Source organism: Roseibium sp. AWQ4_290 (assembly GCF_056160985.1).
Map to the genome: position 1 here is coordinate 41,756 of NZ_JBSWYG010000019.1, position 12,251 is coordinate 54,006.

Here is a 12,251-nt window from a genome sequence, read left to right on the forward strand (position 1 = left end):
AGGCCTGAGAGCACCAGTTTCCGGCGGGCGGGACCGGGGGCATCCCGTCCCTCCTGTCCGCCGGATGACCTGGATCTTCTACCCGTGAACAAGTGGGCACCCCATGTCAGAGACTTCGATTGACCGCGTGGCCAAAGCGACGCCGACTTTAGTTGCGGCCAAATTGCGCGGGCTGAGCGATCGGGCCATTGCCTGGCTGTTTGTTCTGCCGACCATCTTTCTGCTGCTCGCCGTCAATATTTTCCCGCTGATCTGGACCATCAATCTGAGTTTCACCAATTTTCGCGCCAACCGGCCCAACCGGGAGGTCGATTATATCGGCCTGCGCAACTATGAGCGCATCCTGACCGATGAAGACATCTGGCTGACCATGCAGGCGACGGCTCATTTCCTGTTCTGGACGATTGTCCTGCAGGTCCTGATCGGATTCACCCTGGCCTGGCTGATCAACCGGAAATTCAAGGGCAATGACCTCTGGACCACCTTGATTGTGCTGCCGATGATGCTGTCCCCGGCGGTGGTGGGTAATTTCTGGACCTTTCTCTACCAGCCGCAGATCGGCCTGTTCAATTACGGGATTTCCTTCCTGACCGGGATCGATCCGTCGTCCTTTCAGATGATTGGTGACGTGAGCCTTGCTCCCTGGTCCATCGTGATTGTGGACACCTGGATGTGGACGCCCTTTGTGATGCTGATCTGCCTCGCCGGGCTGCGCTCCATCCCCGACTATATTTACGAAGCGGCGGAGATCGACCGGGCCAGCCAATGGCGGCAGTTCTGGACAATCACGCTTCCCATGGTGCTGCCCTTCCTGATGCTGGCGGTGCTGTTCCGGGGCATTGAGAATTTCAAGATGTTCGATCTGGTGGTGCAGCTGACCGGCGGCGGCCCCGGCTCGGTGACCGAACTCACCTCCATCAATCTGAAACGCGAAGCCTTTGAGAAATGGCGCACGGGCTATGCGTCTGCCTACGCGATCATCCTGTTCGTGACCGTTTTCGGCCTGGCATCGATCTATGTGAAAGCCTTGAACAAGGTGAAGGAAAGATGAGCAGCTATTCCATTACCGAACCCTCGGCGCCGCAAAAATGGCTGGCCGGGGTCTTGGTAGCCCTTTATGCGGCAATCACCCTGCTGCCTCTGCTCTGGATCCTCACGACCGGGTTCAAGTCGCCGGTGGATGCAATCGCCTATCCGCCCAAAGTGCAGTTTGAACCGTCGCTGGAAGGCTATGTGAACCTGTTCACGACCCGCACCAGGGTTTCGCCGGAGCAGCTTGAGGCGTTGCCGCCGCCTGCCACCTGGTATGAGGCCATCGTGCGCAACCGGGACATGGTGATTGCCGGGCCGTCCCGCTATGGCGAGCGGTTTTTGAATTCGGTCATCATCGGCTTTGGCTCCACCTTCCTGTCCGTGTTCCTGGGCACGCTGGCCGCTTATGCCTTTTCCCGGTTCAAGGTGCCCCTCAAGGACGATCTTCTGTTCTTCATCCTCTCGACCCGGATGATGCCGCCGATTGCAGTGGCCATTCCGATCTTCCTGATGTTCCGCACGCTGGGCCTGTCCGACACCCATCTGGGCATGATCCTGCTCTATACGGCGGTCAATATCTCGCTGGCGGTCTGGCTGCTGAAAGGCTTCATGGACGAGATCCCGCGCGAATATGAAGAGGCGGCGCTGATTGACGGCTACACCCGCTTTCAGGCCTTCAGCAAGGTGGTGCTGCCCCAGGCGGCAACGGGCATTGCCTCGACCGCCATCTTCTGCCTGATCTTTTCCTGGAATGAATATGCCTTTGCCGTGCTCCTGACCTCCGGCACAGCCCAGACCGCGCCGCCCTTCATTCCGACCATCATCGGTGTTGGCGGCCAGGACTGGCCGGCGGTGGCCGCCGGGGCGACCCTGTTCCTGGTGCCGGTCATGGTCTTCACGATCCTGCTGCGCAAACACCTGCTGCGCGGCATCACCTTTGGAGCGGTGCGCAAATGAGCCAGTTCTTAAACGGATTGATGCGCTTGCGGCGCGGGCCCTGGGAAATGCTGGCCTCCATCCTGATTGCCCTCGGAGTGATCATGCTGATGCAGCCGGTTGCGCTGTGGGCCTACACCTATTCGTTCATTGTGACGCTGACGGGCACGGTGATGTTCATCGTTGTCAGCCATTTCCGGGAGTGAGAGGCAGGCCCCATGGCTGAGATCGTGATCAACAATCTCTGCAAGGAGTTCGGCGACTTCACCGCCGTCCAGTCGTCCTCATTCAAGATCGAGGATGGCGAGTTCTTCATGCTGCTGGGCCCGTCGGGCTGCGGCAAGACCACCACCTTGCGCATGATTGCCGGACTGGAGCTGCCCACATCGGGCGAGATCTATATCGACAATGAGGAAGTAGGCCAGAGGCCCGCGCGCCAGCGCGACATTGCCTTTGTCTTTCAGATGTTCGCGCTCTATCCGCATATGAATGTCCGGCGCAATATCAGCTATCCGCTGGTCAGCCAGGGCATGGGAAAAGCCCGGGTCCGGGAGAAGGTGGCCGAGGTTGCCCGCATTCTGGGGATTGAGGACATTTTGGACCGGCCGGTGAGCGGCCTGTCCGGCGGCGACCGGCAGCGGGTGGCGCTGGGGCGGGCCATTGTGCGCGAGCCGAAAGCTTTCATGATGGACGAGCCGCTCGGGGCGCTGGATGCTGAATTCCGCGAGCGCATGGCCGAGGAGTTGCGTGCCCTGCACGACAGGATGGGCGCAACGACGGTCTATGTGACCCATGACCAGCTGGAAGCCATGCAGATGGGCGACAAGATTGTCGTCATGAACCACGGCGTCATTGAGCAGTTCGGCACGCCGCAGGATATCTACGACAAGCCCGCGACCATGTTCGTGGCCGATTTCATCGGTTCGCCCGCCATGAATTTTCTGCGCTTTCATGGAGAGGTGCATCCGGGCATGTCCAGCGTGAAACTGCATCATGTGGATCTTGCGGTGCCGATGGTCCGAGAACCCTTTGAAGGCGATCTTGTCTATGGCATCCGCCCGGAACAGATCGCCCTGCGCGATGATGGCGACACAAGAGGAGAGGTGGTCGCGGCCGAATATCTCGGCACGACCCAGATTGTCACGCTGAAGACGGCGGGCGGGGAGCTGAAAGCCCGGATTGCCTCCAGCCAGCCGGCCCGGCCCGGCGAGACGGTCGGGCTGGCCTTTAACGGGGCGAGGGCCACCTTGTTTGACAATCAGACCGGCCGGGCGTTGCGCTCTGCGCTCAATGAGGGAGTGCTGTCCCATGTCTGAAGTGCGTCTGAGCAATCTGTCCAAGACTTTCGGTGAGACAGTGGCCGTGGACGCTGTTTCCATGACCATACCCAACGGGGCCTTTGTAACCCTGCTGGGGCCGACCGGGGCGGGCAAGACCACGATCCTGCGCTTGATTTCCGGCCTGGAAGAGCCGGATGAAGGCGACGTGGTCATTGCCGGACGGTCCGTTGCCGGGGAAACCCCGGCCCAGCGCAATGTGGCCATGGTGTTCCAGCAATATTCGCTCTATCCTCATATGAGCGTCCGGGACAATTTGGCCTTTCCTCTGCGCTCGCCGCTCCTGAAAACCGCTGAGGCGGAAATCGAGCGCAAGGTGGGGGACGTTGCCGAGGTTCTCAGGATCTCCCACAAGCTCAACAACCGGGCGACCGCTCTGTCCGGCGGGGAAATGCAGCGTGTGTCCATTGGACGGGCGCTGGTCCGCGACCCGAATATCTATTTGATGGACGAGCCGCTCAGCTCCCTGGACGCAAAGCTGCGCTCGGATCTGCGGATCGAGTTGAAGCGCATTCAGGCCAATCTGGGCGCAACGCTGCTTTATGTCACCCATGATCAGATCGAGGCGATGACCATGTCCACTCATGTGGGGGTACTGGATCAGGGCAAGCTGGTGCAGTTCGGCACGCCGCGCGAGATTTACGAGAACCCGGTCAATCTTTATGTGGCAGGCCGGCTGGGGCAGCCGAGAATCAATATTCTGCCGGCAGATCTGTTTGCAGGGGCCCCTTCAGGGGCGTCCCGGATCGGCTTGCGGCCTGAACATATCAAGACCGGGGACGGCAAGCCGTCGACCGTGCGGCGGGTTGAGCATCTGGGGGATCAGACCCGTCTGCATCTGACCCTTGAGGGCCACGAGGTCGTCACCCTGTCGGATCCGCATATGGATCTTGAGCCCGGCGACATGATCGCCATTCAACCGCACAATCCGCTTTTCTTCGACGCCAGCGGCGTTCGCCTGACCTGAGGAGAGGGAACATGAAGCAGTTCATCAACTCAAAGGACAAACTCGTCACTGAAGCCATTGACGGGGCCTTGCGCACGGCCGGGGGGCGTCTGGCGCGGCTGGACGGGTATCCGCATATCAAGGTGGTGGTTCGCAACGACTGGGACAAGTCGAAAGTGGCGCTGGTGTCCGGTGGCGGCTCGGGGCATGAGCCGAGCCATGCCGGATTTGTCGGTCAAGGCATGCTGACGGCGGCAGTGTGCGGAGAAGTCTTTGCCTCACCTTCGGTTGATGCCGTGCTGGCGGGCATTTTAGCGGTCACGGGCAAGGCTGGATGTCTGGTCATTGTCAAGAACTACACCGGCGACCGGCTGAATTTCGGCCTTGCGGTGGAGCGGGCCCGGGCCTTCGGCCTGAAGGTGAATATGGTGATCGTGGATGATGATGTGGCCCTTCCGGATCTGCCCCAGGCCCGCGGCGTTGCCGGAACCCTGTTTGTGCATAAAATGACCGGGGCGCTGGCGGATCAGGGTGCGGATCTCGACACGGTAACGGAGGCGGCGCAGCGGGTGATTGCCGGGGCCGTTTCCATCGGCATGTCCCTGGACACCTGCACCATTCCAGGTTCGCCCAAGGAAGAGCGCATCGAGCCGGGCATGGCGGAACTCGGCCTTGGCATTCATGGGGAAGCAGGTGTTGAACAGGTTGCCTTTTCCAATGCCAGAACCGCGATGGGCATGGTGGTCGACCGGTTGGAGGGAGCCCTTGCACCCGGCCCGCATGTGGCGCTTTTGAACAATCTCGGCGGGACAACGCCGCTGGAGATGTCGGTTCTGGCCGAAGAGCTGACCCAGTCGCGGATCGGTGGCCAGATCCGCTGGCTGGTCGGCCCAGCCCCCTTGATGACCTCGCTGGACATGCACGGCTTTTCCGTCTCCCTGCTGCCGGTCAGCAAGGCGGAGGAAGCGCTGCTTCAGGCGCCCGTCGCCCCCTGGGCCTGGCCCGGCTGCCTTGCCCTGGGGCCCGTTGCCGTTCTCCCCTTGCCGGATGGCTTGTCGCCGATCCAGCCGCTACCGTCCAAAAACGTGGGCACGGGGGCTTTTATTGAGCGGTGCTGCAACATTCTGATTGCGGCGGAGGACGATCTGAACGCTCTTGACGCCAAATCGGGGGATGGGGATACGGGCAGCACGCTTGCGACAGCCGCCCGCGCCCTGATCGAGGCCCGGGACCGGTTGCCGCTTGCCGATCTGACCCAGCTTTACAGGGCCATCGGCTTGGAGCTGAGCCAGACAATGGGTGGTTCCTCCGGTGTTCTGCTGGCGATCTTCTTTGCGGCGGCGGGAGATGCCTCCTCCAGCGGGCGTGATGCCATTGGGGCCCTGAAGGCGGGGCTTGACCGGGTGATGCAGGTTGGCGGGGCCGCGCCCGGCGACCGGACGATGATCGACGCTCTGATGCCCGCGCTGAACGTCCTCGACAAGGGGGTTGAGGCGGCGGCAAGGGAAGCCCGGCAGGGGGCGGACGCGACGTCCCGTATTACACGGGCCCGGGCCGGCCGGGCGAGTTACGTATCGGAAGCAAATCTTTCAGGCCACAATGATCCGGGGGCGGAGGCTGTGGCGCGGTTGTTTGAGCAACTCGCCGCCGCGCCTGCCTTGGCTGGCTGATATCCCGGAGGAGAGAGGGGGGGCCAGCCCGATTTGCGGAAAAATGCCTGGCCCGGCTCAGGCGCTGCCCGTGCGGGCGAAGGGAATGGGCCGCTGTTCCTCGATGGCTTCCATGGCGAAATAGGAGGTCACGTTTTCCAGCTCGACTTCGGAAATCAGGCGCTGGTAGATCGCGTCGTAGCTTGCCATGTCGCTGGTCACCACCTTGATGAGATAGTCATAGTCACCGCCGATCCGGTAGAAATCGACCACATCGCGGATCGAAGAGACATGGTCACGGAAGGTGGCCAGCCAGCTGGCCGAATGGTGCCGGGTGCGGATCATCATGATCACTACCAGCCCGGCGCCGAGCTTTTCCCGGTTCAGCAGCACGGTGTGTTTGCGGATCGCCTTGGCCGCCTCCAGCGCCTTCAGGCGCCGCCAGCAGGCATTTTGCGACAGGCCGACCTTGTCGGCCAGCTCCCGCTGGGACTGGCCCGCATCCCGTTGCAGCTCATCAAGAATACGGCAATCAATTTGATCCAGTTTTACCATCTCATTCCGGTCTTTTGATCGCTGAATTACGGATTTGAGCTGAAAGGGATGGCTTTTTGGGGGAGGCTTGTCAATGTCAGCTGTTGCGCCAAACCTCAAGAATATTCTCAGAAGACATGACCAGACCTGTGTGGAGCGACACCATTTTGAGCGCAGCGTCTTCCATCTCCGCGTTCGACCCGCGCACCAGATCGGCTGCCACACAGACCCGGTAGCCAAGGTTCGAGGCATCAAAGGTTGCGTTCAGAACGCAGCAATCGGTCATGCCGCCATTCAGGACGACGCGTTTGATGCCCATGGAGCGCAGCAGGAAATCCAGATCCGTCGGATAGAACGGAGACAGGCGCCGTTTGGTCTCAACAATCAGGTCCGTCTCCAGAACCTCTGTCGCAAATTCTGTCCATTTTGATCCCTGGATGGCATGTTGATCGATCCCCGGGATGGGGGCGGCATAAAGGGAAACAAGCGAGCGCCACGCCGCCGGGTGCTGGCCTTTCAAATCGTCTTCGCCGGTCTTGCGCAGGATCGAGCGCACATGGATCACAGGGATGCCGAGCGCTCGGGCGTCGCGGTGAAACTGATTGACGGGTTCAATGATTTCCCGTCCCCGGGGTGCAGGGCAGGGGCACATGGGGTCTTCCGACAAATGCCCCTGATGCATGTCGATGGAGATGATGGCCGTGTCCCCAAGGCTGACCCATTGGCGGAACGGATCGTCAGGGATCTCTTTTTCCGTGCCATACACAAGAGCCTTGATCACTCGGATTGTCCTCTGTCTGCTGGTTGGGGATGCCGGGGCCGCCAGGCCCCTGCCTCTTCATGTTCGGGTCCTTCAGGACCCGGCCGGATCACGGGGTGGGGCAGGCCAGGCGGATCGCATTGCCATCCGGGTCCCGCAGCACGGCCATGTACCAGTGGTAATAGGTCATGAACGGGTCCTTCACAACGGTCGCGCCCCGCTCATTCGCTCTGGCCAGGCAGGTTTCCAGATCCTCTTTGGAGGCAAACTTCAAGGTGAGGGCTGTCTGATCACCATCGCCGGGTTTGCGCTCTTCAAGGCCCAGCATCTCATAGGCCGCCAGGGCGCTGAAGCCGATCATGACATCGCCGGACATATAGCCCCGGAAGACCTCCGAGCGCAGGCTTTCAACTTCTTCCAGATCAAAGAGATCCCGGTAGAATTCCGAGAGTTCGATAAAGGTCTCGGAAAACAGGCTGACTTGCATGAGGAGATTCATGGGTCCGCCCTATGCCGCCGTGCCGAAGGTTTTTTCAAACTGGGCGCGCAGATGTTCGCCAGCGGTCATTTCCGGGTACTTCGCGGCCCCGTCCTTTTCCAGGATCGTGGGAGCGCAGGCCACCTTGTAGAAATATTCCGGATCGCAGAAGGTCGGGCAGGAATAGCGTGTCTTGTCGCTGGTATTATTCAGCACCCGGTGCATGGTCGCCTTGTAAAGATCATTGGTGATCACCGGGAACATTTCGCCCAGATTGATAATGTAGGTGCCCTTGACCGGCGGTGCCGAAATCCACTGGCCGTCCGCATTGCGCACTTCAAGGCCGCCGACATCATCCTGCAGCAGCAGGGTCAGCAGACCCCAGTCGGAATGGGCGCCTGCGTCAAGCTGGTTCGGCGCGGCATCCTTGGGCATGGGCGGATATTTCAGGATGCGGCAGTAATGCAGCGGTTCTTCCAGGCTCTCATCGAAATAGTCTTCCGGCAAGTCCAGGGACAAGGCAACGATCCGGGCCAGATGCCGGCCAAGTCCAAGCACCTTCTGGGTATAAGCTTCATATTCCTGTTTGAACTCAGGGAAGCTTTCCGGCCACTGGTTACGGCCTGTTCCGGGAACTTTCAGCTGGGTGTAGCGGTGGGTTTCATCGGCATCGACGCTGGACATGAACCCTTCTTTGAGATCCGGCGGGGAGCCTTCATCCAGGGTCTGGGCCGCCATCGGCTCATAGCCTCGGGTGGAATCCTCATTCTTGGAATCCAGCTTCATCTTCTCGTCAAGCGGCAGGTCGAAAAATCGTGCGGCCAGAGCCAGCTGGGCGTCCATGTCTTCCTGGGAAATGCCATGGTTCTTGACGTAGAAAAATCCGGTGTCGACACAGGCCTTGTGAATTTCCCAGGCCACTTTCTTGCGCTTGTCCAAATCGTCAGAAAAGCTGTCCGTGAGGTCGATGACCGGAATTTCGGTCGCGGCATGGGGCGGTTCGTAGACAATCATGTGCTGTACTCCCTGGTGTGAGGCTTTGGAAAGGGCATCAGGTGCGGTCTTCCCGGATGTGGTGAAGTCCAAGGGCTGCGGGTTGTGCGCCACTCTCGGATTTGCGGGTCGCGGTCCAGATCATGACTGCCAGAGTCGCGACATAGGGCGTCATCTGCAGGAAGTAGCGCGGAACATCTGCGCCGGTTGCTGCAATGCGCGGGATCAGCGCTTCGATACAGCCGAACAGAACGGCCCCCAGCAGGGCCCGCCAGGGGTGCCAGCGCGCGAAAATGACCAGGGCGATGGCAATCCAGCCCCGCCCGCCGACCACAGAGCCCGTCCAGATCTTGGAAACGGCGACTGTGAGATAGCCTCCGGCAAGGCCGATCAGCGCGGAGCCCAGCACCAGTGCCAGAATGCGGGTGGTTGTCACGTCAATGCCGGCAGCATCAGCGGCGGCCGGGTTCTCGCCAACGGCGCGCAGGGACAGTCCGAAACGTGTCCGGTTCAGGAGATAGGCACAGCCCATGCACAAGAAAGGGGTCGCCCAGACAAGAATGTCCTGTCCCAGAAACACCGGTTTCAGGCCATGGACCGCCTTGTTGGTCCAGCCCGCATCAGAGGCAATGTAGCGTGTCAGCGCGTCGGCGAAGAACACCAGGGCGAGTCCAGCAATCACATGGTTGATCCGCAGGCTTGCGGTGAGGAAGGCAAAAAACAACCCCATGGCACTGCCCGCCAGAACCGCACCGCCAAGGGCCGTGACCGGCGCAGCGCCGTTGATCATCAGGCCGATCCCGGCAAGGGCCCCCGCCAGCATGAAGCCTTCTGCGCCAAGATTGAGGATCCCGGCCCGTTCGCTGACGATCAGCCCGAGCGCGGCCAGGGCAAATGGCACGGCAAAGGCGGGCACGTTGAGCAGCCAGTTCAGCAGAAACTCGGTCATGCGGGGGCCCTCCAGTGCATGCGGTAGGTGAGGAAGAATTCAGAGGCGGCCACGCAGAGGATGAAGAGTGCCTGGACGAGCTGCACAAGAGCGGAGGGCACCTGAAAGAAAACCTGCAGGCTTTGGCCAACCAGAAACAGAACCGCCATGAAAAAAGCGACTGCGACGACCCCGATGGGATGATTGCGGCCGAGAAAGGCAATCAGAACGCCGGAAAAAAGATAACCGGAGAAAAAATCCTGGGTCATGCGGAATTCCACACCGGCCACGATGGAAAAGCCGGTCAGTCCGCCAATGGCACCGGACGCCAGCATGGCCGCGAAGGTGAGCCCGGCGACGGGCACGCCGACGGCCCGGGCCATGTCCGTGTTCGAGCTCGTCAGATCAAGCAGATAGCCAACGCGGCTGCGAGAGAGGATCCACCAGAGCCCCAGCGCCAGAAGGGCGGCCAGCGGCAGGGTCCAGGTCAGATTGAGCCAGCCCAGCAGGGGCAGCCGCTCAAAGGCGTCATATTGCGCTGAATGGGGAAAGCTGCTGACCGGGTCTTTCCAGGGGCCGTAGAGCAGGTGCAGAAGCAGGTTGAAGGCCACATAGTTCAGCAGCAAGGTGGTAATGACCTCGCTGACACCAAGGCGGTGTTTGAGAAGGGCCGGGCCGGTGATCCAGAAGATGCCACCGGCCATGGCCGCCAGGGCCATCAGCAGCAGGCGCAGGGGCTCCGGTCCGATATCATACAGGGCCACCGCTGTTGCAAAGATGGCTCCCAGGATCATTTGCCCTTCCAGGCCGATGTTCCAGAAATTTGCCCGGAAGGCGACCGCCGTCGCCAGGCCTGCAATGGCCAGCGGCGCGGCTTGGGCCAGGACCGAGCCGAGTGCACGGGGGCTGGAAAAGGCGACCGTTGTGATTTCCCGGATCAGGTCCGGAGGAGACACGCCCGCTGAAGCCAGCAGCCCAACCGAGAGCGCAGAGGCCGCCAGCAGACTGAGGCCATAGCACACCACCCGATGGCTTTCGGCAACGGTCTGCCGTACTTCCAGGAGCGGGACAAGCCGAAGCCGGCGTTTGCGCGGCGCGGCACCGGTGTGCTGGTCTGGGTTGGCGGCGGGGTGCGCATTTGCTGTCTGGTCAGTCATGCCGGAGTCCGTCACGGGAAATCATGGCCTGTCCCACCTCGTTCCGGTCGGCCGGGGCGTCAAATTCGGCGACCATGCGCCCGGCAGAGAGGACGCCGATGCGGTCGGACAAAAGAAAGATCTCATCAAGATCCTCACTGATCAGGATCACGGCGGCGCCCCGGTTGCGGGCTGCCCGCAGGCGGTCATGAACGGCCGCGCCCGCCCGGATATCGAGCCCGCGGGAGGGGCTGTGTGCCAGCACCACGTCCGGCTCCCTCTCAAATTCCCGGGCGATGACAAGCTTTTGCGCATTGCCGCCGGACAGAAGCCCGGCCCGCATGCCCATGCCGCGGACGCCCTGGACATCAAAGGCCACAATGGCGTTCTGGGCGTGTTTGCGCGCCAGTGAGCGGTTGAACCAGGCCCAGCTGCCGTAGCGGCCTGCAAGAACCCCATTGACCGCATAATTGTCCGCAACGCTGCGGCGCCCGGCGAGGCCGTGGCGGTAGCGGTCCACGGGAATGGCGGCCAGGCCGGTCTTCCGGCGGGGCCCCGGTCCAAGCGGGGCAATGTCGCCATGGCCTTCAAATTCGATGCTGCCGCCGTTTACCTCTGCCAGTCCCATGATGGCGTCTGCCAGTTCGTTCTGGCCGTTGCCGGAAACGCCTGCCACACCATAAATTTCGCCGCAGCGCACCCGGAACCCGGCGCCGTCGAGGCCCCTGGTGCCGCCCTTGCCCGCAACACGCACCTCGGACAGGCGGACGCGGGTGGCGCCGGTGGCGGGGGACGGAGCTGGTGTTTCGATCACCTGTTCGCCGACAATCAGCGTGGTGAGTTTGACCGGGTCCATGGCTGCGGGCTCTGTTTCGGCAACCTTGCGCCCGCCCCGCATTACCGTAATCCGGTCGCTGTGCTGGAGAGCTTCATGCAGTTTGTGGGTGACCAGGATCACAGCGCTCCCGGCATCGGCCAGACCGCGTATCAGGCCCATCAGGACTTTGGCCTCCCGGTCGCTGAGCACAGCGGTGGGCTCGTCCAGAATGAGGAAGCGGGCTCCGGTCACCAGCACTTTCAGGATCTCCAGACGCTGCTGCTCGGCCACGCTTAGGGTGTCCGTCCGTTGTTTCAGATTGAGTTCGAAGCCCATTTCACGCGCCAGGGTTTCCGCTTTGTCTGCGGTCTCCTGTTCGGAACGGCGGGGATTGAACAGCACAAGGTTTTCCAGAACCGAGAAGGCGGGCACCAGCTTGAAGTGCTGGTGCACCATGCCGATGCCCTGTGCCGCCGCGTCCCGGGGATCGGACAGGGAAATGGCGTTGCCGTCCATTTCCACGCTGCCATGGTCGGGAGCGTAAAGGCCGCAGGCAATGTTCATCAATGTGGACTTGCCTGCGCCGTTTTCTCCCAGAAGGGCGTGGACTTCGCCGGATCGCACCGTGAAATCCACCTGGTCAAGTGCCTTGAAGCTTCCGAAGCTCTTCGAAACAGCGTTCAGTCTCAGTGCGTTGGCCATGAG

13 protein-coding genes are annotated in these 12,251 nt (G+C 61.4%); 6 read left to right on the forward strand and 7 right to left on the reverse strand.

Annotation, left to right across the window (positions count from 1 at the left end):
- Window positions 1–103: 103 nt before the first annotated feature.
- From ACXAH0_RS18665 to ACXAH0_RS18690, 6 genes are read left to right on the forward strand one after another with little or no spacing between them, the layout of a single operon-like run.
- Window positions 104–1,051, forward strand: coding sequence for a carbohydrate ABC transporter permease (locus ACXAH0_RS18665; protein WP_475175864.1), 948 nt, complete (start codon window positions 104–106; stop codon window positions 1,049–1,051).
- Window positions 1,048–1,989, forward strand: a complete 942-nt coding sequence (locus tag ACXAH0_RS18670) for a carbohydrate ABC transporter permease (RefSeq protein ID WP_475194072.1) — start codon at window positions 1,048–1,050, stop codon at window positions 1,987–1,989. The genes ACXAH0_RS18665 and ACXAH0_RS18670 overlap by 4 nt, the downstream gene beginning before the upstream one ends.
- A complete protein-coding gene (locus ACXAH0_RS18675) occupies window positions 1,986–2,174 on the forward strand; it encodes a hypothetical protein (protein WP_475194078.1) in 189 nt (62 codons plus the stop codon). The genes ACXAH0_RS18670 and ACXAH0_RS18675 overlap by 4 nt, the downstream gene beginning before the upstream one ends.
- A 12-nt stretch (window positions 2,175–2,186) precedes the next feature.
- Window positions 2,187–3,284, forward strand: a complete 1,098-nt coding sequence (locus ACXAH0_RS18680) for an ABC transporter ATP-binding protein (protein WP_475175874.1) — start codon at window positions 2,187–2,189, stop codon at window positions 3,282–3,284.
- On the forward strand, window positions 3,277–4,272 hold the full coding sequence (locus ACXAH0_RS18685; protein ID WP_475175877.1) for an ABC transporter ATP-binding protein: 996 nt from the start codon (window positions 3,277–3,279) through the stop codon (window positions 4,270–4,272). The genes ACXAH0_RS18680 and ACXAH0_RS18685 overlap by 8 nt, the downstream gene beginning before the upstream one ends.
- Window positions 4,273–4,283: 11 nt before the next feature.
- A complete protein-coding gene (locus ACXAH0_RS18690) occupies window positions 4,284–5,921 on the forward strand; it encodes a dihydroxyacetone kinase subunit DhaK (protein WP_475175881.1) in 1,638 nt (545 codons plus the stop codon).
- 57 nt (window positions 5,922–5,978) lie between these two features.
- Here the strand turns inward: ACXAH0_RS18690 and ACXAH0_RS18695 are convergent, their stop codons facing one another.
- From ACXAH0_RS18695 to ACXAH0_RS18725, 7 genes are all read right to left on the reverse strand, one after another.
- Complete coding sequence (locus ACXAH0_RS18695) at window positions 5,979–6,455, reverse strand: Lrp/AsnC family transcriptional regulator (RefSeq protein WP_475175884.1); 477 nt, start codon at window positions 6,453–6,455, stop codon at window positions 5,979–5,981.
- Between the two features lie 76 nt (window positions 6,456–6,531).
- Entirely contained in the window at window positions 6,532–7,215 is a 684-nt protein-coding gene (locus ACXAH0_RS18700; RefSeq protein ID WP_475194084.1) for a cysteine hydrolase family protein, read from the reverse strand.
- Between the two features lie 88 nt (window positions 7,216–7,303).
- Window positions 7,304–7,693 (reverse strand): VOC family protein, encoded by a 390-nt coding sequence (locus ACXAH0_RS18705; RefSeq protein WP_475175889.1) that lies wholly within the window; start codon window positions 7,691–7,693, stop codon window positions 7,304–7,306.
- A gap of 9 nt (window positions 7,694–7,702) precedes the next feature.
- A complete protein-coding gene (locus ACXAH0_RS18710) occupies window positions 7,703–8,686 on the reverse strand; it encodes an isopenicillin N synthase family dioxygenase (protein WP_475194087.1) in 984 nt (327 codons plus the stop codon).
- 37 nt (window positions 8,687–8,723) lie between these two features.
- Window positions 8,724–9,614 (reverse strand): ABC transporter permease, encoded by an 891-nt coding sequence (locus ACXAH0_RS18715; RefSeq protein ID WP_475194090.1) that lies wholly within the window; start codon window positions 9,612–9,614, stop codon window positions 8,724–8,726.
- Window positions 9,611–10,750 (reverse strand): ABC transporter permease, encoded by a 1,140-nt coding sequence (locus tag ACXAH0_RS18720; RefSeq protein ID WP_475194095.1) that lies wholly within the window; start codon window positions 10,748–10,750, stop codon window positions 9,611–9,613. Before ACXAH0_RS18720 ends, ACXAH0_RS18715 begins: the two co-directional genes overlap by 4 nt.
- Complete coding sequence (locus tag ACXAH0_RS18725; RefSeq protein ID WP_475194099.1) at window positions 10,743–12,248, reverse strand: ABC transporter ATP-binding protein; 1,506 nt, start codon at window positions 12,246–12,248, stop codon at window positions 10,743–10,745. The genes ACXAH0_RS18720 and ACXAH0_RS18725 overlap by 8 nt, the downstream gene beginning before the upstream one ends.
- Window positions 12,249–12,251 lie beyond the last annotated feature (3 nt).

Coding starts and splice junctions, on each gene's coding strand:
- ACXAH0_RS18665 (WP_475175864.1), top strand. CDS start 104: ATGTCAGAGACTTCGATTGACCGCGTGGCCAAAGCGACGCCGACTTTA.
- ACXAH0_RS18670 (WP_475194072.1), top strand. CDS start 1,048: ATGAGCAGCTATTCCATTACCGAACCCTCGGCGCCGCAAAAATGGCTG.
- ACXAH0_RS18675 (WP_475194078.1), top strand. CDS start 1,986: ATGAGCCAGTTCTTAAACGGATTGATGCGCTTGCGGCGCGGGCCCTGG.
- ACXAH0_RS18680 (WP_475175874.1), top strand. CDS start 2,187: ATGGCTGAGATCGTGATCAACAATCTCTGCAAGGAGTTCGGCGACTTC.
- ACXAH0_RS18685 (WP_475175877.1), top strand. CDS start 3,277: ATGTCTGAAGTGCGTCTGAGCAATCTGTCCAAGACTTTCGGTGAGACA.
- ACXAH0_RS18690 (WP_475175881.1), top strand. CDS start 4,284: ATGAAGCAGTTCATCAACTCAAAGGACAAACTCGTCACTGAAGCCATT.
- ACXAH0_RS18695 (WP_475175884.1), bottom strand. CDS start 6,455: ATGGTAAAACTGGATCAAATTGATTGCCGTATTCTTGATGAGCTGCAA.
- ACXAH0_RS18705 (WP_475175889.1), bottom strand. CDS start 7,693: ATGAATCTCCTCATGCAAGTCAGCCTGTTTTCCGAGACCTTTATCGAA.
- ACXAH0_RS18710 (WP_475194087.1), bottom strand. CDS start 8,686: ATGATTGTCTACGAACCGCCCCATGCCGCGACCGAAATTCCGGTCATC.
- ACXAH0_RS18715 (WP_475194090.1), bottom strand. CDS start 9,614: ATGACCGAGTTTCTGCTGAACTGGCTGCTCAACGTGCCCGCCTTTGCC.
- ACXAH0_RS18720 (WP_475194095.1), bottom strand. CDS start 10,750: ATGACTGACCAGACAGCAAATGCGCACCCCGCCGCCAACCCAGACCAG.
- ACXAH0_RS18725 (WP_475194099.1), bottom strand. CDS start 12,248: ATGGCCAACGCACTGAGACTGAACGCTGTTTCGAAGAGCTTCGGAAGC.